Annotated in this window: 18 protein-coding genes; 5 read left to right on the top strand and 13 right to left on the bottom strand. The window is 72.2% G+C overall.

Annotated features, from left to right (window positions below; translation table 11 throughout):
- Positions 1-38: 38 nt before the first annotated feature.
- Positions 39-1,508 (top strand): ethanolamine permease, encoded by a 1,470-nt coding sequence (gene eat, locus ACGFN2_RS16240; protein WP_393360715.1) that lies wholly within the window; start codon positions 39-41, stop codon positions 1,506-1,508.
- Positions 1,509-1,600: 92 nt separating this feature from the next.
- Positions 1,601-2,299 (top strand): gamma-glutamyl-gamma-aminobutyrate hydrolase family protein, encoded by a 699-nt coding sequence (locus tag ACGFN2_RS16245; protein WP_362608032.1) that lies wholly within the window; start codon positions 1,601-1,603, stop codon positions 2,297-2,299.
- 66 nt (positions 2,300-2,365) lie between these two features.
- Here the strand turns inward: ACGFN2_RS16245 and ACGFN2_RS16250 are convergent, their stop codons facing one another.
- On the bottom strand, positions 2,366-3,295 hold the full coding sequence (locus ACGFN2_RS16250; protein WP_393360716.1) for a LysR family transcriptional regulator: 930 nt from the start codon (positions 3,293-3,295) through the stop codon (positions 2,366-2,368).
- A gap of 86 nt (positions 3,296-3,381) precedes the next feature.
- Here ACGFN2_RS16250 and ACGFN2_RS16255 point away from each other — a divergent pair, with 86 nt between their 5' ends.
- On the top strand, positions 3,382-4,527 hold the full coding sequence (locus tag ACGFN2_RS16255) for a TDT family transporter (protein ID WP_393360717.1): 1,146 nt from the start codon (positions 3,382-3,384) through the stop codon (positions 4,525-4,527).
- Positions 4,528-4,542: 15 nt separating this feature from the next.
- Here the strand turns inward: ACGFN2_RS16255 and ACGFN2_RS16260 are convergent, their stop codons facing one another.
- The 4 genes from ACGFN2_RS16260 to ACGFN2_RS16275 all read right to left on the bottom strand — a co-directional run bounded on the left by ACGFN2_RS16260 (position 4,543) and on the right by ACGFN2_RS16275 (position 9,807).
- The gene (locus ACGFN2_RS16260; protein WP_393360719.1) at positions 4,543-5,280 is read right to left on the bottom strand and encodes a helical backbone metal receptor; all 738 of its coding nucleotides are present in this window, start codon (positions 5,278-5,280) and stop codon (positions 4,543-4,545) included.
- A gap of 62 nt (positions 5,281-5,342) precedes the next feature.
- On the bottom strand, positions 5,343-5,783 hold the full coding sequence (locus ACGFN2_RS16265) for a hypothetical protein (protein ID WP_393360721.1): 441 nt from the start codon (positions 5,781-5,783) through the stop codon (positions 5,343-5,345).
- 237 nt (positions 5,784-6,020) lie between these two features.
- Entirely contained in the window at positions 6,021-8,621 is a 2,601-nt protein-coding gene (locus ACGFN2_RS16270; RefSeq protein ID WP_362608022.1) for an ABC transporter permease/substrate binding protein, read from the bottom strand.
- Positions 8,614-9,807 (bottom strand): glycine betaine/L-proline ABC transporter ATP-binding protein, encoded by a 1,194-nt coding sequence (locus tag ACGFN2_RS16275; protein ID WP_393360723.1) that lies wholly within the window; start codon positions 9,805-9,807, stop codon positions 8,614-8,616. The genes ACGFN2_RS16270 and ACGFN2_RS16275 overlap by 8 nt, the downstream gene beginning before the upstream one ends.
- A 229-nt stretch (positions 9,808-10,036) precedes the next feature.
- On the opposite strand from ACGFN2_RS16275, the gene ACGFN2_RS16280 reads away from it, so the two are divergent.
- Together ACGFN2_RS16280 and ACGFN2_RS16285 are read left to right on the top strand one after the other, a co-directional pair.
- Positions 10,037-10,951 carry a 5'-3' exonuclease gene (locus ACGFN2_RS16280; protein ID WP_362608067.1) on the top strand — a complete coding sequence of 305 codons (915 nt, stop codon included), beginning with the start codon at positions 10,037-10,039 and terminating at the stop codon, positions 10,949-10,951.
- A 49-nt stretch (positions 10,952-11,000) separates the two neighbouring features.
- Positions 11,001-11,858: a siderophore-interacting protein gene (locus ACGFN2_RS16285; protein ID WP_393360725.1), complete on the top strand. Its 858-nt coding sequence runs from the start codon at positions 11,001-11,003 to the stop codon at positions 11,856-11,858.
- Between the two features lie 150 nt (positions 11,859-12,008).
- Here the strand turns inward: ACGFN2_RS16285 and ACGFN2_RS16290 are convergent, their stop codons facing one another.
- The 8 genes from ACGFN2_RS16290 to ACGFN2_RS16325 all read right to left on the bottom strand — a co-directional run bounded on the left by ACGFN2_RS16290 (position 12,009) and on the right by ACGFN2_RS16325 (position 20,045).
- Complete coding sequence (locus tag ACGFN2_RS16290; protein WP_362608016.1) at positions 12,009-12,644, bottom strand: MerR family transcriptional regulator; 636 nt, start codon at positions 12,642-12,644, stop codon at positions 12,009-12,011.
- 199 nt (positions 12,645-12,843) lie between these two features.
- Complete coding sequence (locus ACGFN2_RS16295; protein ID WP_362608014.1) at positions 12,844-13,209, bottom strand: VOC family protein; 366 nt, start codon at positions 13,207-13,209, stop codon at positions 12,844-12,846.
- A 351-nt stretch (positions 13,210-13,560) separates the two neighbouring features.
- Positions 13,561-16,377 carry a DEAD/DEAH box helicase gene (locus tag ACGFN2_RS16300; RefSeq protein WP_393360728.1) on the bottom strand — a complete coding sequence of 939 codons (2,817 nt, stop codon included), beginning with the start codon at positions 16,375-16,377 and terminating at the stop codon, positions 13,561-13,563.
- A 648-nt stretch (positions 16,378-17,025) separates the two neighbouring features.
- Positions 17,026-17,985 carry a twin-arginine translocase subunit TatC gene (tatC, locus tag ACGFN2_RS16305; RefSeq protein ID WP_393360730.1) on the bottom strand — a complete coding sequence of 320 codons (960 nt, stop codon included), beginning with the start codon at positions 17,983-17,985 and terminating at the stop codon, positions 17,026-17,028.
- Between the two features lie 63 nt (positions 17,986-18,048).
- Positions 18,049-18,342, bottom strand: coding sequence for a Sec-independent protein translocase subunit TatA (gene tatA / locus ACGFN2_RS16310; RefSeq protein WP_362608008.1), 294 nt, complete (start codon positions 18,340-18,342; stop codon positions 18,049-18,051).
- Between the two features lie 221 nt (positions 18,343-18,563).
- Positions 18,564-18,767 (bottom strand): hypothetical protein, encoded by a 204-nt coding sequence (locus ACGFN2_RS16315; RefSeq protein WP_362608006.1) that lies wholly within the window; start codon positions 18,765-18,767, stop codon positions 18,564-18,566.
- A 17-nt stretch (positions 18,768-18,784) separates the two neighbouring features.
- Positions 18,785-19,039, bottom strand: a complete 255-nt coding sequence (locus ACGFN2_RS16320; RefSeq protein WP_362608004.1) for a hypothetical protein — start codon at positions 19,037-19,039, stop codon at positions 18,785-18,787.
- A gap of 55 nt (positions 19,040-19,094) precedes the next feature.
- The gene (locus tag ACGFN2_RS16325) at positions 19,095-20,045 is read right to left on the bottom strand and encodes a helix-turn-helix transcriptional regulator (protein ID WP_386432036.1); all 951 of its coding nucleotides are present in this window, start codon (positions 20,043-20,045) and stop codon (positions 19,095-19,097) included.
- Positions 20,046-20,056: the final 11 nt, after the last annotated feature.

A 20,056-nucleotide genomic window follows, 5' to 3' on the forward strand; every position in this document is an offset into this window, starting at 1 on the left:
TTGCTCGATTTCCCCCCTCGGCGAGGCAGGAGCGGCTCATGGCCGACAACACGGAATCGCAGACCGCACCGCCCCTCGGGGCCACCGGCAGCACATCGCCCGACGAGACCTATCTGGAGCGCCGGACCCTCCGCCGCGGCAGCGCGGGCCCCCTGCTGCTGACCGGCCTGGGCGTCGCCTATGTCGTCTCCGGCGACTTCTCGGGCTGGAACAACGGTCTGGCCCAGGGCGGCTTCGGCGGCCTGGCGATCGCCGCCGTCCTGATGGGCCTGATGTACACCTGTCTGGTCTTCGCGCTGGCGGAGCTGGCCTCCATCCTGCCGACCGCGGGCGGCGGCTACGGCTTCGCCCGGCGCGCCCTGGGTACCTGGGGCGGCTTTCTGACCGGCACCGCCATCCTCATCGAGTATGTGCTGGCACCCGCCGCGATCTCCATTTTCATCGGTGACTACGTCGAATCGCTCGGCCTCTTCGGGCTGCACTCCAGCTGGCCGGTCTATCTCGCCTGCTTCGTGATCTTCATCGGCATCCATCTGTGGGGCGTGGGCGAGGCCCTGCGCTTCAGCCTGATCGTCACGGCCGTCGCGGTCGCCGCGCTGGTCGTCTTCGCACTGGCCGCGCTGACCGAGTTCCATGTCGACGCGCTCAACGACATCCCCGTCAAGGAGGGCGCCTTCGGGGCCAGCTCCTGGCTGCCGTTCGGCCTGCTGGGGATCTGGGCGGCCTTCCCGTTCGGCATGTGGTTCTTCCTGGGTGTCGAGGGCGTGCCGCTGGCGGCCGAGGAGACCAAGGACCCGGCCCGTTCGCTGCCCAAGGCGATGGCCGCCGCGATGGGCATCCTGCTGCTGCTCGCGCTGATCACCTTTGTCGCCGCGACCGGCGCACGCGGCTCGGCGGCGATCCAGTCGGTGGGCGATCCGCTGGTCCAGGCACTGCAGCCGGACGGCAAGCCGACCACCGTCAGCCGGGTCGTCAACTACGCCGGTCTCGCGGGCCTGGTGGCCTCCTTCTTCTCCCTCATCTTCGCCGGTTCGCGCCAGCTGTTCGCGCTCTCCCGGGCCGGCTACCTGCCCCGCTTCCTCTCCCTGACCAGCCGCCGCAAGGCCCCCTACCTGGGCCTGCTGGTGCCCGGCGCACTGGGCTTCGCGCTGGCCGCGGCCACCGGCGACGGGGCCCGGATGCTCAATGTCGCGGTCTTCGGCGCCACCATCTCCTACGCGCTGATGGCGCTCTCGCACATCGTGCTGCGCCGCCGCGAACCCGGCCTCGCCCGGCCCTACCGCACCCCCGGCGGCATGGTGACCTCGACCGTCGCCTTCGTCCTGGCCTGCTCGGCGCTGGTGGCGACGTTCCTGGTCGACAAGGAAGCCGCCTTCATCGCCCTCGGCGTCTACGTCGTGGCGCTCGCCTACTTCGCCTTCTACTCCCGGCACCGGCTGGTGGCCACCGCGCCCGAGGAGGAGTTCGCGGCGCTGGCGGCGGCGGAGGCCGAACTCGCACGCGACTGACCGGCACCCCCGGGACACCACGGCCGGCCGGGACCTCCCGGCCGGCCCGTCCCGTCCCCGCACCCACCCCCACCCACGGAGGACCACACCGCATGTCCCAGCCCCTCATCGGCATCAGCACCTACCAGGAGGAGGCCCGGTGGGGGGTGTGGACGCTGCCCGCCGCGCTGGTGCCCGCCGGGTACCCCGCGATGGTGCAGCGCTCGGGCGGGCTGCCCGCGCTGCTGCCGCCGGGCGATCCGGCCACCGCCGCAGCGACCGTCGCCCGCCTGGACGGTCTGGTGGTCGCCGGCGGCGCGGACGTCCAGCCGGCCCGCTACGGCGCGGAGCCACACCCCCGCACCGGCCCGCCCGCCCTCGACCGGGACGCCTGGGAACTGGCCCTGATCGAGGCCGCGCTGGCGGGCGGCGTCCCGCTGCTGGGCATCTGCCGGGGGCTCCAGCTGCTCAACGTGGCGCTGGGCGGCACCCTCATCCAGCACCTCGACGGACACTCCGGGCCCCCCGGGGTCTTCGCGGAGCACGAGATCAAGCCGGTCCCCGGCACCCTGCTGGGCCGTACGCTGCCCGAGCCGGTCGCCGTGCCGACCTACCACCACCAGGCCGTGGACCGGATCGGCCGCGGGCTGCTGGTCTCGGCGCACGCGGAGGACGGCACCATCGAGGCGCTGGAACTCCCGGGCGCCTACGGCTTCGCGCTGGCGGTGCAGTGGCACCCGGAGGCCGGGGAGGACACCCGGGTGATGGAGGCGCTGGTCGCCGCGGCACGCGGGACGTCCCCGGCGGAGTGAGCGCCCGGCGCAGCCGTGGTTCACGGCTTGGCGGCCCCTCTCCCCGGCCGCCAGGAGCACCGGCGTTCAGGACGCGCCGCGGGTCAGCCCGAGCAGTTCGCGGGCCGGGCCCGCGGGCCGCTGCCCCGTGGGCCACACGGCGCGCAGCGCACGGCCCAGCCGCAGCCCGCGTACCGGGATCTCCACCAGCCGGCGCGCGGTCAGCTCCTCACCGACGGCGAGTTCGCTGAGGACGGACGGCGCCGCCTCGCTCACCACCGCCGCCTTCACGGCGGTGGTCGAGGCGAGTTCCAGGAGCGGATCGGCCAGGCCGCCGTGCCGGGCGAGCGCCGCGTCCAGCACCTGGCGGGTCCCGGAACCGCGCTCGCGCAGGATCAGCGGGGTGGCGGCGAGTTCGGCGGCGGTCAGCTCCGTACGGCGCCTGGTCCAGGGGTGGGACGGGGCGGCGACCACGATCAGCCGGTCCTGACCGATGACCGCCCCGTCCAGCCCCGACGGCACCTCCAGCCCCTCCACGAAACCGAGATCCGCCGCGCCCGCCAGCAACCGCTCGGCGACCACGCTGGAGTTGCCCGCCAGCAGCGACACGGCGGTGTCCGGCCGCCGCGCGCGCAGCGCGATCAGCCAGCCCGGCAGCAGATACTCGGCGATCGTCATGCTGGCCGCGACCCGCAGCCGGGAATCGCGCCGCCCGCGCAGCGCCTGCGCCCCCGCGTCGAACGCCTCGGCCGCCTCCACCACCCGCCGCGCCCAGTCCGTCACCAGCACACCGGCGTCCGTCAGCCGGGAGCCGCGCGGCGAGCGCTCCACCAGCGCCACCCCCAACTGCCGCTCCATGGACCGGATACGGCTGCTGGCGGCGGGCTGGGTGATGCCCCGCGCACGGGCCGCCCGCCCCAGACTCCCGAGCCGGGCCACGGCGAGCAGCAGCTCCAACGCGCCCAGATCCGGGACCCGGTGCGCCAGCGACACGGCGGGCTCGTCCCCGTCACCCATCAATCCCCCTGCACATAACCCCAGGTTATGCCCTCATAGACACAAGGTCCCTGGTGGCGGGTGCGAGGGACGACGACGCTGGTCTCATGGCAACCCTCGCGCAAGCACCTTCCCGTACCGGCACCACCGCGCCCGGCACCCCGCCGGCCCCGGGCCGGGCCTCGGTCCGCCAGCTCAGACCGAACTGGTACGCCACCGTCATGGGCACCGCGATCGTCGCGAGCGCCGGCGCCGCCCTGCCGCTCACCGCGCCCGGCCCGCGCCTCGTGTACCAGGCGTTCTGGGCGCTGTCCGCGCTGATACTCCCGGTGCTGCTGGCCGCCAGAGCCGTGCACTGGGCCCGCCACCGCGACCAGGCACGCCGCCATCTGCTCGACCCGGCCGTCGCCCCGTTCTACGGCTGCCTGGCCATGGCGCTGCTGGCGGTCGGCGGCGGCACCCTCGCGGTGGGCCGGGACGTCATCGGCACACCGGCCGCGGTGGCCGCCGACGCCGTGCTGTGGACCGCGGGCACCCTGACCGGGCTGGCGACCGCCGCGGTGATCCCGTACCTGATGGTGACCCGGCACCGGATCGAGCCCGGCAGCGCCTCCCCCGTCTGGCTGCTGCCGCTGGTCGCGCCCATGGTCTCGGCGGCGCTCGGCCCGGCCCTGGTACCGCATCTGCCGGCCGGGCAGGCGCAGCGGACCCTGCTGTTCGTCTGCTACGCCCTGTTCGGGATGTCGCTGCTGGCCACGCTGCTGGTGCTGCCGCTCGTCGTGTCCCGGCTGCTCCACCACGGTCCGCTCCCCCTGGCGCTCACCCCCACGCTGTTCCTCGTGCTCGGCCCGCTGGGCCAGTCCACCACCGCCGTGAACCACCTCGCCGATGCCGCACCGGGCGTCGTGGACGCCACCACCGCCCACGCCATGGGCGCCTTCGCGGTGCTCTACGGCGTCCCGGTGATGGGCTTCGCGCTGCTCTGGCTGACGCTGACCGGCGCACTGGTGGTCCGCGCGTTCCGCCGCGGTATGGGCTTCTCGATGACCTGGTGGGGCTTCACCTTCCCCCTCGGGACCTGCGTCACCGGCGCGGCCGGCCTGGCCCGGCACACCGGTGTCGGCGCCTGGGACTGGCTGGCCGCGGCGCTGTTCGCGGCCCTGGTGGCGGCGGTGGCGGTGGCCGGTGCCCGCACCGCCGGCGGCCTGGCCCGCGGACAGCTGCTGAGCCCGCCCCGGCCGGTCACGCCGTAGCCGTCCCCCGCTCCCTCACCGGGCCCCGGCCAGCGCCCGCGCCAGTACGGCCGGGGCCCGCACCAGCGACGGCCCGTACCAGGTCAGAAAGCGGCCGCTGACCAGCGCGGCGGGCAGCCCGGGAAAGGCCTCGGGGCCGTCCTCGGCGCTGAAGCGGTAGGGCTCGTCGGGCAGCACCACGAGATCGGCGGGGGCGGCGTTCAGTTCGTCGAGCGGGATACGGGGGTAGCGGTCGGCGTGGTCCGCGTAGTGGTTCCGGACGCCCAGCCGGGCCAGCAGATCACCGGCGAAGGTGTCCCGCCCCAGCACCATCCACGGCCGGCGCCAGACCGGGACCACCGCCGTCCGCTCCACCGCCGGGGGCGGCAACGCCCGCCAGGCGGCCTCGGCGTCCTCCAGCCAGCCGGGCCGGGGCAGTCCGCAGCCCGCCACCAGGACCCGCTCCAGTTCGCGCCAGGCCTGGTCCAGCGTCCGCACCTCGGTGACCAGGACGTCCGGCCCGGCGGCCCGGAGCGTGGCCAGGTCCTGCGGACGGTTCTCCTCCTCGTTGGCGATCACCAGGTCGGGCGCCAGCGCCACGATCCCGGCGACGTCGGGGTTCTTCGTGCCGCCGATCCGGGCGGCGCCGAGCCCGGCGGGATGGCTGCACCAGTCGGTGACCCCGACCAGCAGGTCCGGCGCACACTCCGCCACCGCCTCGGTGAGCGACGGCACCAGGGACACCACGCGCCGCGGGGAACGGTGACCGGTCATCCGCTCACCGTACGCGCCCGCCCCCGCGCCGTCAGCACACCGGCGTCAGCCCGCGGCCCGGCTCAGGAGCGCCCGCCGACCGTGCGCCGCAGCCAGAACGCCGCCCCGGTGGCGAGCGCGAGCAGCGCCAGCCCGCCGGCCGCCTGGGTGGCGTTCACCCCCTCGACCCGGCCGTCGCGCACGGTGACGGTCTCGGTGAAGCTCGCCCCGCCCGCCGCGCAGTGGATGGTGACGGGGTAGCGGCCCGGCGCGGTCCCCTCGGCGACCCGGGTCCGGGCGGCCATCCCGCGCTCCCCCGCCCGCAGCGCCACGGTGCCGAACAGGCGCGACGAGGCCCGCACCCCGCGCGCCGGGTCGCACCGGCTGCCGTCGCTGATGCGCACCCGCTGCCCGGCCACCACCGGGTCCGGGTCGACCCGGGCCTCGGCGGACGGCGCGGCGAGCCCCAGGGCTGCGGCGCAGAGCAGGGTGACGGCGACGGGGTGTGCGGGCTTCACGGTCATCTCCTTCGCCGGCCGCGCGCACGGCGGCCCCTCAGGAAAAAGCGGGGACACTGCTGAGCGAATCACCTGACCCACCCCGCCGCGCCGCACACGCCGCCGGTCGGGTGATCCGCCGCCGGCACACACAGCGACGGGCCCCGCCGCCCGGCGACTGCCGGGGGCGGGGCCCGCCTCCTCACACGGGTGGGCCGCACGGCGGCGCGGCCCGCGCGGACGCGAACCGCGTGCCGTACGCGGCTACTTCACCGGCGCCATCTTGTCGACGATGCCCGGGTGGTCACCGATCCACTTCTCGACGCCCTTGTTCTCGTTGCCCTTGCCGGCGTCCTGGATGTCCTGCTCCAGGCTGCCGAGCTGCTCGGGGGTCATCTTCCAGTTCTTCAGCCAGCCGTGGAACTCCGGGAACTTCTTGGGGAAGCTCTTGTGGCCGAGCGTCTTGATCTGGTTGTTGGCGCCCCAGGTGCCCTTGGGGTCGGCGAGCTTGGTGAGCTTGTACTTGCTGTACGCCCAGTGCGGCGACCACAGCACCACCGCGACGGGCTCCTTCTTGCGGTACGCCCGGTCCAGCTCCGTCAGCATGGCGCTGGTGCCGGCCGAGGTGACCTCGAAGTCCTGGAGCCCGTAGGCCGGGGCGACGGTGTCCTTGAGGCGCTTCATCTCGCCGGTGCCCGGCTCGATTCCGATGATCTTGCCCTGGAACTCGTCCTTGTGCTCCCGCAGATCGTCCATGGTCTTGACGCCCTTGACGTAGGACGGCACCGCGATCTCCAGCGAGGTCTTGTCGTACCAGGGGCCGACGTCGACCAGGTCCTTCTTGTACTTGTCCCAGTACTGCTTCTGCGCGACCGGCAGCCAGCCGTCCGTCTCCACATCGATCTGGCCCGTGGACAGTCCGGTCCACATCGGCCCGACGTCGAGGTTGCGGATGTTCGGCTTGTAGCCGCGCTTCTCCAGGACGTTCTTCCACAGGTACGTGGTGGCGATGCCCTCGTCCCACGCGGGGTAGCCGATGTTCGGTGCCTTCCCGGCGTCCTTGCCCTTCGCGTAGGCGGCGTCGGCGGACGGCGCGACCTTGTCGACCAGGCCGGGATGCTTCTTCAGCCAGGTGCGCACGCCCTCCTGCTCATGGCCCTGACCGGCGTCCTTGATGTCGTTCTCAAGGCTGGTGAGCTGCTTCTCGTCCAGGTGGAACTTCTTCATCCACCTGGCGACCTCGGGCTCGTCCTTGGCGAAGCCCTTGCGGCCCAGCAGGTGCAGGCCGTCACCGGAGCCGAAGGAGCCCTTGGGGTCCTTGAGCTTGGTGAGCTTGTACTTGTCGTACGCCCAGTGCGGCGACCACAGGGTGACCGCGATCGGCTTCTTCGCGTGCAGCGAGCGGTCCAGCTCGGTGAGCATGGACGAGGTGCTGGACTCCTGGACCTGGTACTCGCCGCCCAGGCCGTAGTCCTTGAGGACCTTGTCCTTGAGGATCTTCATCTCGCCGGCGCCCGGCTCGATGCCGGTGATCTTGCCGTCGAACTCGCCGCCCCGGCCCTTGAGGTCGTCGAGGGTCTTGACGCCCTTCATGTAGGACGGGACCGCGATCTCCAGGGAGGTCTTGTCGTACCAGGTGCCGAGGTCCTCCAGCTTGTCCTGGTACTTCTTCCAGTAGGAGGCGTGGGTGGTCGGCAGCCAGGCGTTGGTCTGGACGTCGATGTCACCCCGGGCCTGCCCGGCGAACAGCGGGCCGGCCTCCAGGGCCTGGACCCTGGGCTTGTAGCCGCGCTGCTCCAGGATCTCCTTCCAGAGGTACGTGGTGGCCTTGCCCTCGTCCCAGTTGACGTAGCCGAGGCTGACCGGACGGCCGTTGCCGCCGCCGGACCGGCCGTCGCCCTTGCCGAGGTAGCCCATCCCGCCGGCGAGCAGCGCCAGCACGACGATGCCGACCATGGCCACGGAGGTGGCGGGCCGCCAGTGGAGGAACTTCAGTCCGCCGAGCGTGGCCTGCGCCTTGGCCAGCGCCCGCCGGCCGAGCGGGGAGACCCGCTGGTTGAGCGCGCCGGTCATCCGGTCCAGGTACATGGCGAGGATGACGACCGCGATGCCGGACTCGGCGCCCAGCGCCACGTCGACCGAGCTGATCGCGTTGTAGACGGACGCACCGAGACCGCCGCCGCCGACCATGCCGGCGATGACGACCATGGACAGCGCCAGCATGATGACCTGGTTGATACCGGCCATGATCGTGGGCAGCGCCAGCGGCAGCTGGACGCGGAAGAGCGTGCGCCGCGGGTGGGTGCCGAACGCCTCGGCCGCCTCGACCAGTTCCCCGTCGACCTGCCGGATGCCGAGTTCGGTCATCCGGACCGCGGGCGGCATGGCGAAGACGATGGTGGCGACGATGCCGGGGACGACACCGAGGCCGAAGAAGAGGATGCCGGGGATGAGGTAGACCATCGCCGGCATCGTCTGCATCAGGTCGAGGACCGGGCGCAGCACCCCGCCGACGACCCGGCTGCGGGCCGCCCAGATACCGAGCGGCACCGCGACCACGACGGTGATCAGGCAGGCCACCAGCACCAGCGAGAGCGACTCGATGGTCGGGCCCCACTGTTCGACCGAGTCGATCAGGGCGAAGCCGAGGAAGGCGAGGGCGGCGGCCGGCAGCCCGCGCAGCCACCAGGCGAGCACCGCGAAGATGCCGGCCAGCAGCAGCGGCTCGGGGCCGGCGAGGACGGTGTGAATCCCGTCGTAGAGACCGTTCAGCACCTTCGTGATGAGGGTGAAGAGCCAGTCGAGGTTGTCACGCAGCCAGTTGACGGCGGTCTCCGCCCAGCTGCCCATCTGAATCCTAGGCACCGGCGTTCACCTTGTCCTCGGGCTCGTTTCCGGCCGGCGCGTCCGCCGCGGGGGTCTTGCCGAGCGTCACCGCCGTGCCGCCGGCGGCCGGGGCGGGAACCCCGCCGGCCGGGTCCTGCCGGTCCGCCTCGCCGAGCACGGCGAGCAGCCGTTCGGCCGTCACCGCACCGACCAGCTCTCCGTGCTCATCGGTCACCGCGACCGGAACACCGCTGGTCGAGCAGGGTGTGAACAGCTCGGCCAGCGGGGTGTCCACGCCGACGGTGGCGGGCGCCGCGGCCCGGAACTCCGCCGCGGTGCCGAGCTTGCCGCCCTCCGGGGTGGTCGCCCCGAGCACGGTCCCGACCTCGGCCATGACCGCGCCCGCGGTCAGCACCCGCGCCCGGTCCACGTCCTGGGTGAAGGAGGCGACGTAGTCGTTGGCCGGCGTGACGAGGATGTCCTCGGCGCTGCCGGTCTGCACGATCCGCCCGTCCCGCATCACCGCGATCCGGTCGCCGAGGCGCATCGCCTCGTTGAGGTCGTGGGTGATGAAGACGATGGTCTTCTTCAGGGTCTTCTGGAGTTCCAGCAGCTGGTCCTGCATGTCGCGGCGGATCAGCGGGTCGAGCGCGCTGAAGGACTCGTCCATCAGCAGCAGGTCGGCATCGGTGGCCAGTGCCCTGGCCAGGCCCACCCGCTGCTGCATCCCGCCGGACAGCTCGTCGGGCCAGGACTTCTCCCAGCCCTTGAGTCCGGTGAGTTCCAGTGCCTCGGTGGCGCGCCTGGTGCGCTCGGCGCGCGGGACGCCCTGCACCTCCAGCCCGTAGGCGGCGTTCTCCAGCACACTGCGGTGCGGGAAGAGCGCGAAGTGCTGGAAGACCATGGAGATCTTCTCGGAGCGGACCTTGCGCAGTTCCTTGTCGCTGAGCGAGGTGAGGTCCTGGCCGTCGATCCGGACGGTTCCGGCGGTCGGCTCCAGCAGCCCGTTGAGCATCCGCAGCAGGGTGGACTTGCCGGACCCGGACAGACCCATGACGACGAAGATCTGGCCCTCGTCCACCTCGATCGACGCGTCGATCACCGCGGCGGTGGTGCCTTCGGCCCGCAACTCGTCCCGGCTCGCGCCGGCTTCGAGTGCGCGGACCGCGTCCTCGGGTCGTCTGCCGAACACCTTGTACAGGTGCTCGGCTTGAAGCCTGGACACATATGCCTCTCTTGTTGTGCGGGGAACGACCTGCCACCCCCGTAGCCAGGTCGTGGAGCGGCGCGGGTTCGGCCCGCCTTTTACCGGTCGAATAGTTGAATCTCGACCGGGTCCACTCCCGGCTGCGCGCCTGCCCCTCTTTATCTGGCTCAAACACGACGGTGATCCGGCTCACACCGGTGTGACGTAAGGGGCATACGGCAAGATGCGGGGGGTGAATCGACGCCTGATGCTCCTCGACACCGCCTCGCTCTACTTCCGCGCCTATTTCGGGGTACCGGAATCAGTCAAGGCCCCGGACGGCACCCCGGTGAACGCGGTGCGCGGCCTGCTGGACTTCATCGCCCGGCTCGTCCAGGACCACCACCCCGATGACCTGGTCGCCTGCATGGACTTCGACTGGCGCCCCCAGTGGCGGGTCGACCTGATCCCCTCCTACAAGGCGCACCGGGTCGCCGAGGAAGCCCCGGCCGGCTCCGCCGAGCCCGACGAGGAGGAGATCCCCGACACCCTGTCGCCGCAGGTCCCGGTCATCGAGGAGGTCCTGGACGCGCTGGGCATCGCCCGTATCGGAGCGGACGGCTACGAGGCCGACGACGTCATCGGCACCCTGACCGCACAGGCCGCCGGCCCGGTGGACATCGTCACCGGCGACCGCGACCTCTTCCAGCTCGTCGACGACCGGCGCGGCATCCGCATCCTGTATCCGCTCAAGGGCGTCGGCACCCTCCAGGTCACCGACGAGGCGCTGCTGCGCGAGAAGTACGGCGTGGACGGTCCCGGCTACGCCGATCTGGCGCTGCTGCGCGGCGACCCCAGCGACGGCCTGCCCGGCGTCCCGGGGATCGGCGAGAAGACCGCCGCCAAGCTGCTGGCCACCTACGGCGACCTGGCGGGCATCCTGGCCGCCGCCGAGGACCCGGCCTCGAAGGTGACCCCCGCCCAGCGCAAGCGGCTGCTGGAGGCGCGCCCCTATCTGGCGGTCGCCCCGAAGGTCGTGAAGGTGGCCTCCGACGTGCCCGTCCCCGCCGTCGACCACGCCCTGCCCGCCGAACCGGCCGACCCCGAGCGCCTGGAGGCACTCGCCGCACAGTGGGGGCTGGGCGGCTCCCTGCACCGCCTGCTCCTCACACTCCGCCGATGAACTGTTAGGTTAGGTATACCTAATAACTTTGGCGTCAGGGGAGATTGCCGTGGCAGCAGAGCGTCCGTCCCGCAAGAAGCCCACCGTGCACCGCGCCCGGGTGCAGCGCACCGAACAGCTCACCCCGCACATGGTCCGGGTCGTGCTGGGCGGCGAAGGGCTGGCGGAGTTCGCGGCGGGCGCGTACTCCGACCATTACGTCAAGCTCGTGTTCCCGCAGCCCGGCGTCGTCTATCCCGAGCCGTTCGACATCGCCCAGATCCGCGCCGACTTCCCGCGCGCCCAGTGGCCCAGCACCCGTACGTACACCGTGCGCGCCTGGGACGCCGCGACCCGCGAGATGACGGTGGACTTCGTGGTGCACGGCGACGAGGGCCTGGCCGGGCCCTGGGCGGCCGCGGCCCGGCCGGGCGAGGAGATCCTCCTGCTCGGCCCCGGCGGCGCGTACGTCCCGGAGGCCGGTGCCGACTGGCATCTGCTGGCGGGCGACGAGAGCGCCCTGCCGGCCATCGCGGCCTCGCTCGCCCGGATGCCGGCCGGGGTGCCGGTGCACGCCTTCATCGAGGTGGCCGGCCCCGAGGAGCGCCAGGAGCTGGACGTCCCGGCCGGCGCCGAGACCCGCTGGCTGTACCGCGGCGGCGCCCCCGTGGGCCGTGAACTGGTCGCCGCCGTCCGGGCGCTGGAGTTCCCGTCCGGCCGGGTCCAGGCCTTCGTGCACGGCGAGGCCGGCTTCGTGAAGGAACTGCGGCGGCTGCTCCGCGTCGAGCACGGGGTCCCCCGCGAGGCGCTGTCCATCTCCGGCTACTGGCGCACCGGTCACAACGAGGACGGCTGGCAGGCCTCCAAGAGCGAGTGGAACCAGCAGGTCGAGGCCGAGCAGGAGACCACCGCGGCGGCGGCCTCCTGACCCGGAGGCACAGCACGGGCCCGCCACCGGCGAACTCCTCGCCGGGGGCGGGCCCACCACCTCACCGCAGGCCTGAGAAGGCCGCGCACCGGACGTACAGTCCGGACTCCGGCGCCTGACGCACGCCACCGACCGCCCTCCCCGGCCCCCTCACCCCTCCGTGGCGTCCTCGAACCTACGGGCCGACGCGTCCACATGCGCGAGCCGCCGCATCGCCGTGAGCACCGCATCCCCCAGGACCGTCCCCACCACGACGCTCTCCACCAGCACCTCGACCTCGGCATGGCGTCCCGCCCAGGCCAGATCGGCGGCGGCCACCCGCTCGCAGGCCACCGCGTAGTCGTCGACGACCTCCTCGAACTCGCCGTGCCCGACGCCCCGGAAGGTGGCCAGCGCGAGGGCCAGCTTCTCGGCGGACGGGTCGTCCGGTTCGATCCGCCAGCCCCGGCGGCGGACCAGCTCGGCGACCGTCCGCCGCGCCTGCTCCATCCCCGTCGGCGCGACCGCCGGCCGCGGGGTGATGGCCTCCTGCGCCGCGCCGAGGACCTTGTGGACCGACTCCGCCGGTGAGTCGACGGCGGCCAGCACCTCCCGCACGGCCGACACCGAGAGCCCCCCGACGTCGATCATCCCGCGGATCAGCCGCAGCCGGCGGACATGGCCGACGTCGTAGCGGGCCTGATTCGGGCTGGTGAGCCGCCCCGCGGGCAACAGCCCCTCGCGGACGTAGTACTTGATCGTCGGGATCGCGACCCCCGTCTCGCGACTCAGCTCCCCGATGCGCATCCGCCACCTCCCCCTCGCCGGGTCCGTCCCCGGCGTTCGCACCGCCCGGGTCCCGCACCCGGCCTGACCATTGCCCCATGCTAGATAGTCCAGCTATCCGACAGTGCCGGGGCCCCCTCTCCCCCTACGGGCCCTCCCCTGCTCCCTCACAGCCCCTTCCCCCGGACGGGGGCCGTATCCGCCGCCCCGGGCAGCCCGTCTACGGCGTATGGCAGACCGCTTCGACGTTGTTGCCGTCGGGGTCACGGACGAACGCCCCGTAGTACGCCGCGTGGTACTCCGGCCACAGCCGTGGGGCGTGCAGGGACTCGGCGCCGGCCGCGACGGCGGCCGCGTGGAAGGCGTCGACCGCCGCACGGTCGGGCGCGGCGAAGGCGAGGTGCACCTCCCGGACGGGACCGCCGTCGCCCGCGGGGACCAGCCAGAGGCTGTGCCCGGTGGTGCCGAAGCTGACGAACTCGCCGAATTCCTTGGTCCGTCGGGCCCCCAGCGGGGCAAGGGCGCGGTCGTAGAAGGCCGCACTCGCCGGAACGTCCGCCACCTGGATCGCGATGTGATCAATCATGCCGCCAGCGTTCCACCGGACCGGCAACACGGCACCGGTTTTTCCGGCAGAGCCCCAGCCGGTTCCCTCCGCCCGGCACCGCCCCGGCCCGGCCCGGCCCGGCAGACGGCCTGTCCGTATCCCGTCGGCCCCTGAACTCCACCTCCCGCGCCGGGAATTGGCGCCTGATCCACGAGAAGACGAGGCCCCACCCATGCCTGTGTGCTGTTCGCCTACGGTTCCGGCTCCCCCTGCCCCTCCCCGGCCTTCGACCACGAGGGCAGCCACTACTACGGCACGCGGCGCCGCACCCCGTCCGTACGGGGTGCGGCGCCGCACCGCTCGGGCCGTCCCGGCGGCCCTGATCGCCCCTCAGCCCACCGACGAGTACGCCACCACGCCGCGCAGCACCCCGTCCATGGCCTTGCGGGCCGTGTGGGCGACCGTGCCGCCGGGCGGGGCCGCGGCCGCGATCTGGCCGAGGACGTCGATCAGCTGCTTGCACCAGCGGACGAAGTCACCGGCCGGCATCTCCGCCTCGCGCAGCACCTCGTCCAGGCCGAAGCCGGAGGCCCAGCGGTAGGCGGCCCAGGCGAAGCCGAGGTCCGGCTCCCGCTGGCCGACGCCCTCCGCCTGGTTGATCTTGTGATCCTCCTCCAGGGCATCCAGCCGGCCCCAGATGCGGACCATCTCGCCCAGCGCGTCCTTGGCCTTGCCGGCCGGCAGCTTGGGCGCCACCGCGTCATCCGCCTGCCGCGCCTCGTACACCAGCGCCGAGGCACAGGCCGCCAGCTCCGCCGGGCCCAGCCCCTCCCAGACGCCCTCGCGCAGACACTCGCTCGCCAGCAGATCCAGCTCGCCGTAGAGCCGGGCCAGCCGCCGGCCCTCGTCGGTGACGGTGTCGCCTTCGAGGTAATCCAACCCGGTCAGCAGCGCACAGATCCGGTCGAAGGTACGGGCGATGGTGTTCGTCCGGCCCTCGATCCGGCGCTCCAGCTGGTGGGTGTCGCGCAGCAGCCGGTGATAGCGCTCCGCCCAGCGGGCGTGATCCTCCCGCTCGGCACAGCCGTGGCAGGGGTGCGCCCGGATCTCCGTCCGCAGCCGGCCGATCTCGCGGTCGTCGGCGGCCTCAGCGCGGGGCTTACGATGCCGCGACGGCACCATATGACCGGCCTTGGTCCGCAGCGCGGAGGCCAGATCACGGCGCGACTGCGGGCTGCGGGCGTTGAACGACTTGGGAATCCGCATCCGGTCCAGCGCCTTGACCGGCACCGGGAAGTCGATCGAGGCCAGCCGCTTGACCTGCCGCTCGGCGGTCAGCACCAGCGGCCGCGGGCCGTCCTGCGCCTCGAAGCCGCGGTGGCCGTTCGTCCGCCCCGACGGCATCCCGGGGTCGAGGACCAGCGCGAGCCCCGCGTACTTGCCGGTCGGCACATGGATGACATCGCCGGGCTTCAGCTTCTCCAGCGCCGCCGCGGCCGCCACCCGCCGCTGTGCCGCGCCCTGCTTGGCCAGCTCCGTCTCACGGTCCTTCAACTGCCGCCGCAGCGCGGAGTATTCCTCGAAGTCCCCGAGGTGGCAGGTCATCGAGCCGCGGTAACCCTCCAGCCCCTCCTCGTTCTTCTGCACCTGCCGCGAGATCCCGACCACCGACTTGTCGGCCTGGAACTGCGCGAAGGACATCTCCAGCAGCTCCCGCGAACGGTGCCTGCCGAACTGCGAGACGAGGTTGACCGCCATGTTGTACGACGGCTTGAACGAGGACCGCAGCGGATAGGTCCGCGTCCCGGCCAGCCCCGCCAGCGCGCCCGGGTCCATCCCCCGCTGCCACAGCACCACCGCGTGGCCCTCGATGTCGATACCGCGGCGTCCGGCCCGCCCGGTCAGCTGGGTGTACTCGCCGGGGGTGATGTCGGCGTGCTGCTCGCCGTTCCACTTCACCAGCTTCTCCAACACCACCGACCGCGCGGGCATGTTGATGCCCAGCGCCAGGGTCTCGGTGGCGAAGACGGCCTTCACCAGGCCCTTCACGAACAGTTCCTCGACGACCTCCTTGAAGGTCGGCAGCATGCCGGCGTGGTGCGCGGCGATGCCCCGCTCCAGGCCCTCCAACCACTCGAAGTAGCCCAGCACATGCAGGTCGTCGTCCGGAATCCCGGCCGTCCGCGCCTCCACTATGCGACGGACCTGCTCGCGGCCCTCCTGGTCGTTGAGCCGCAGGCCCGACACCAGGCACTGCTGCACGGCCGCCTCACAGCCAGCCCGGCTGAAGATGAAGGTGATCGCGGGCAGCAGGCCCTCGTTGTCGAGACGGTCGATGACCTCCGGCCGGCTCGGCGTCCAGATACGGGCGCGCTGCCGCCGCTCCCGCTCCCGGTCCGCCTCGCGCATGCTGCGGCCCCGGCGCTTGTCCCGGCCGAACGTCGGCCGGCTGTTCTCCATCCGCGCGAGCCGCTCCAGGTCGGGGTTGACCTCACGACGCCCGCCGCTGCGCCCGTCCCGCTCCTCGAACAGGTCGTATATCCGGCGCCCCGCGAGGACGTGCTGCCACAGCGGCACCGGCCGGTGCTCGGACACGATCACTTCGGTGTCGCCCCGGACGGTGTCCAGCCAGTCGCCGAACTCCTCGGCGTTGGACACCGTCGCCGACAGTGACACCAGCGTCACCGACTCCGGAAGATGGATGATCACCTCTTCCCATACGGCGCCGCGGAAGCGGTCGGAGAGATAGTGCACCTCGTCCATGACCACATAGCCGAGGCCGACCAGCGACTGCGATCCGGCGTAGAGCATGTTCCGCAGCACCTCGGTGGTCATCACGACCACCGGAGCCTCGGAGTTGACGCTGTTGTCACCGGTCAGCAGACCGACCTTCTCGGCGCCGTACCGCTTCACCAGATCCTGGTACTTCTGGTTGGACAGCGCCTTGATGGGCGTGGTGTAGAAGCATTTTCTGCCCTGCTCCAGGGCCAGGTGGACGGCGAATTCGCCGACGATCGTCTTGCCAGATCCGGTGGGGGCCGCGACCAGCACACCCTTGCCGGCCTCCAGGGCCCGACACGCCTCGACCTGGAACGAATCCAGCCCGAAGTCATACATTTCACGGAAAGGGGCGAGTGCGGTGGCCTGCTCGGCCGCCCGGAACTTGGCGGCGGCATAGCGCTCAGCAGGGGACATGTCCTCGGTCATCGTGCTTACGAGCCTACCGGCCAGGTCTGACAACGACCCGATCTTTATGACGCCGGTTGCCGTGGGCTGGGCGCCGTTCGCCTACGGCGGGTGGGTGGTGGGTCGGAGGGGACGCCCGGTAAGCCGTCCTCGGCGCGGGCGATGCTGGTCTCAGAGGTTCTTCACCCCGTTGTTCGCTCCGGGTCCTGCGGGCGGCTCACCGGACATCCCCTCCGACCGCCGTCCGTACGCGACTGACCCGCCGTACCGATCACCGTTACGGCAGACCCGTACGGCATCCCCTTGGCAGGCAGCTGGTTCAGCCCACCCGCAGCTTGGGCGCGGCTGAGTCATGGCTGTGACGCGCGGTGTCACCGGTCCGGAGTCGGCAACGGGGGACGGTCGGAGGGGATGTACCGGGGACCGCCCGCAGGACCGGAGCGAACACCGGGGCACTCAATCCCATGGACCCGCGTCGCCCGCGCCGAGGACGGGCCCCGGTGCGTCCCCTCCGACCCCCGCGGCAACCACGAACCCCGTACGGCGCCAGCCCCGCAGGGCCCGCACCAACCCCGACACGGCGACCAGATCGCGCCCCCAAAGGGGCGCGGGGAACTGCGCGCCCAGCCACAACCGCACCCCGCAGACAAACGAAACGTCACCCACCGGTCACGTGAAGTCGTCGTACCCCCCACGACGCCCCGCATCCCCGTCGCCCGCCTCACCACTCGCCTGCCCCGGAAGCATCCGGCCGGAGGCCACCGGCTCGATCTCCCCGACCTCGCCGGGCGTCAGGTCGAGTTCCGAGGCCTCGTCGTCACTCAGCCCCGCGTCCGGGTTGCTGAACTTACGGCGACGGTCGTTGAAGAGGCAGATGCCGACGGCACCGAAGTACAGCACCACGATCGGCGCGGCCAGCAGCCCCATGGTCAGCGGATCACCGGTCGGCGTGGCGAGGGCCGCGAACACCGTGATGCCCAGCACCATGAACCGCCACCAGCTCAGAATGCGGCTGCCGGTGAGCACGCCGCCGAAGTTGAGCAGCACCAGAAGCAGCGGAAGCTCGAAGGCCAGGCCGAAGACCAGCACCATGCGCGTGACGATGTCGAAGAACTCGTCAGCGGGGAAGAGGTTGGCCCAGTCGCTGGGGGTCAGGCCGAGCAGCGCGCCCGCGGTGGTCGGCAGGACCGCGTAGGCGAGGTACGCGCCGCCCAGGAAGAGCGGGACACCGGCACCGACGAAGCCGAGGGCGTACTTCTTCTCATGCCGGTGGAGACCCGGCGCGAGGAAGGCCCAGAGCTGGTAGAGCCACACCGGGGTGGAGAAGACGACGCCGGTGGTGAGGGACACCTTGAGCATGATCGTGAACGGTGCGAGCAGACCGTTCGCCACGACCTGGGCGCAGGGGTGGGTGCGCGGGCCGGTAGGCGCCTTGGGGCAGCCGACCGAGTCGATGACCGGGCCGGTGACGAAGTGCGCGATCGCTTCGTACTGCCACATCGCGACGGCGGTGATGACCATGATCGCCAGCACCGATTTCAGCAGCCTGTTGCGCAGCTCACGCAGGTGCGCCGCGAGCGGCATCCGCCCCTCGGGGTCCTTCTCCTGCTTGCGGGCAGACTTGGGCAACCCACTTCCTCGTCTCGTACAGCAGCCGCCGCCGACCGGGTCGGTGTGACTGGATCGGTTCGGTCAGCTCTGGTTGGTGCGGTTCGGCTCGGCCACGGGGCGCGAGCTGCTCACGTCACCGGGAGCCGCCTGAATCGTACGAGGGGCCTGCTGAGCAGCATCGGAGGGAGCCTCGGAGGAGGAGGCGGCGCCACCGTCCGCGTCGCCCTCCTTCTTCATCGCCTTGGCCTCGCTCTTGAGAATGCGAGCGGACTTCCCGAGCGAACGCGCCATGTCCGGAAGCTTCTTCGCGCCGAACAGCAGCACAATGACGACGAGGATCAGAATAATCTCGGGGGCCCTCAAGTTGCTGAACATCTGCGACTACCTTCTCGCCGGGGCGGCGTCTGCTGTGGTGCCTGCCGAATGGGGTCGGACTGGCGTCCTGGTGCTAGCTCGATCGTAACGTTCGGTGGTGAACGCCGGGCAATGCCCGTGCATCTTCCGAATTGCCTGGACCGCCGCGCTGTATGAACCGCAGAGGAAGCGTACCCCTCTGCCCTCCGGCGGAGCAGAGCGCACAGTCGGGCGGCGACATCTCACTCCCGGCCGGCCTCGTGTGCCCGGGAGGCGAGCGGCAGTGCCGCCCGCTCCAGGTCCTCGCTGGCCCGCTGAATCCGCTCCGAGGTCGCTCCCACCTGGCGGGCCAGCCGTCGCACTTCGACGAAGACGCGGACGGCGAGGACGCCGAGCACGGCGATCCCGGCGAAGCCGAGGGCGATTGCGATCATGGGCCAGAGCATGGGAACGAGCCTAACGGTCAGCCCGTGTGCAGCCGCAGCGTGCGGACCCCGCCGCCGGTGAGCAGCTCGATGATCCGCTCGCCGGCCGGCTTGCGCACCGCGCGGCGGCAGTCGGGGCAGGTGAAGGAGTAGAAGGTGGTGCGGCTGCTGCCGCCGATGGCCAGCCGGAAGGCGTCCGAGGCCAGTTCGAAGCGGCCCCGGCAGTCGGGGCAGGCTGCCTTGAAAAGCACCGGAGCCGTCCGGCCTGTCAAGGTGGGGGTCGCCATCGTCATCCTTCGCCGCCTCGTCCTGCGCGCCGCGCCGCACGGCGTGCCCGGCTCACCGCGCTCACTCGCCGTACGCCGCGAGGGCCAGCTCGGCGGCCTGCCGGGCGCTGTCCGCGAGCGCCTGCGGCGCCACGATCCGGCCGTCCCGTCCCAGCCGCAGGGCCAGCCGCCGCAGCGAGGCCGGGTCGGGGGTGCGCAGGGTGATGCGCAGCCCGCCGTCGGGGAGCTCCTCGGCGCTGTCGTGCGGGTAGTACTCGGCGACCCAGCGGCCGCCGGGCCCGACCTCGATGGAGACCTCGGGGTCCTCGGCCGCGGGCTGCACCAGGCCCTCCGAGAGGTCGCGCAGCTCGACCGGGGGCGGGTCGGCAGGCGCGTCCAGCAGCTTGATCTCGGCGACCCGGTCGAGCCGGAAGGTCCGGCGGGCCTCCGAGAGCCGGCACCAGGCTTCCACGTAGGTGTGGCCGACGGCGAAGAGCCGGATCGGGTCCACCTCGCGCTCGGTCAGCTCGTCGCGGGCCGGGGAGTAGTAGCGCAGCCACAGCCGGCGCCGCTCGGCGATGGCGCGGTCCACGTCGGCGAACACCCCGCCCTCGGATTCGAAGGTCACCGAGAGCCGGGAGCTGGCCCCGGCCGCCTCGCCGGCCGCCGCCTCCAGCTTGGCGGTGGCCCGCAGCAGCGCCTGCCGGTCGCCCTCGCGCAGTCCGGGCAGGGTGGCCACCGCGCGGGCCGCGACCAGCAGGGCGGTCGCCTCGTCGGCGGCCAGCCGCAGCGGCTCGGCGACGTCGTCGGGGTTGTGCCACCAGATGCGGTCGCCGTCGGTGTCGATGTCCAGGAGGTCGCCGCCGCGGAAGCTCGTTCCGCACATCGGCAGGACGTCGAGGTCGGCGATCAGCTCGTCCTCGGTGATGCCGAAGGCGCGGGCGACGTCCCCGACGCGGGCGCCGGGGCGCTCACGGAGGTAGGTCACCAGGGACAGCATCCGGCGGGTCTGGTCGATCGCGTTCGTCGCCATGGGTCTCGTTT

This window comes from Streptomyces sp. NPDC048612 (genome assembly GCF_043199295.1).
GTDB lineage: Bacteria > Actinomycetota > Actinomycetes > Streptomycetales > Streptomycetaceae > Streptomyces.

Bases quoted from the DNA above. Each gene is read 5' to 3' on its own strand.
- ACGFN2_RS16320 (WP_362608004.1), bottom strand. From the start codon at position 19,039: ATGACGATGGCGACCCCCACCTTGACAGGCCGGACGGCTCCGGTGCTT.
- ACGFN2_RS16255 (WP_393360717.1), top strand. From the start codon at position 3,382: ATGGCAACCCTCGCGCAAGCACCTTCCCGTACCGGCACCACCGCGCCC.
- ACGFN2_RS16245 (WP_362608032.1), top strand. From the start codon at position 1,601: ATGTCCCAGCCCCTCATCGGCATCAGCACCTACCAGGAGGAGGCCCGG.
- ACGFN2_RS16265 (WP_393360721.1), bottom strand. From the start codon at position 5,783: ATGACCGTGAAGCCCGCACACCCCGTCGCCGTCACCCTGCTCTGCGCC.
- ACGFN2_RS16290 (WP_362608016.1), bottom strand. From the start codon at position 12,644: ATGCGCATCGGGGAGCTGAGTCGCGAGACGGGGGTCGCGATCCCGACG.
- ACGFN2_RS16315 (WP_362608006.1), bottom strand. From the start codon at position 18,767: ATGCTCTGGCCCATGATCGCAATCGCCCTCGGCTTCGCCGGGATCGCC.
- tatA (WP_362608008.1), bottom strand. From the start codon at position 18,342: ATGTTCAGCAACTTGAGGGCCCCCGAGATTATTCTGATCCTCGTCGTC.
- ACGFN2_RS16325 (WP_386432036.1), bottom strand. From the start codon at position 20,045: ATGGCGACGAACGCGATCGACCAGACCCGCCGGATGCTGTCCCTGGTG.
- eat (WP_393360715.1), top strand. From the start codon at position 39: ATGGCCGACAACACGGAATCGCAGACCGCACCGCCCCTCGGGGCCACC.
- ACGFN2_RS16280 (WP_362608067.1), top strand. From the start codon at position 10,037: ATGCTCCTCGACACCGCCTCGCTCTACTTCCGCGCCTATTTCGGGGTA.
- ACGFN2_RS16295 (WP_362608014.1), bottom strand. From the start codon at position 13,209: ATGATTGATCACATCGCGATCCAGGTGGCGGACGTTCCGGCGAGTGCG.
- ACGFN2_RS16300 (WP_393360728.1), bottom strand. From the start codon at position 16,377: ATGACCGAGGACATGTCCCCTGCTGAGCGCTATGCCGCCGCCAAGTTC.
- ACGFN2_RS16250 (WP_393360716.1), bottom strand. From the start codon at position 3,295: ATGGGTGACGGGGACGAGCCCGCCGTGTCGCTGGCGCACCGGGTCCCG.
- ACGFN2_RS16260 (WP_393360719.1), bottom strand. From the start codon at position 5,280: ATGACCGGTCACCGTTCCCCGCGGCGCGTGGTGTCCCTGGTGCCGTCG.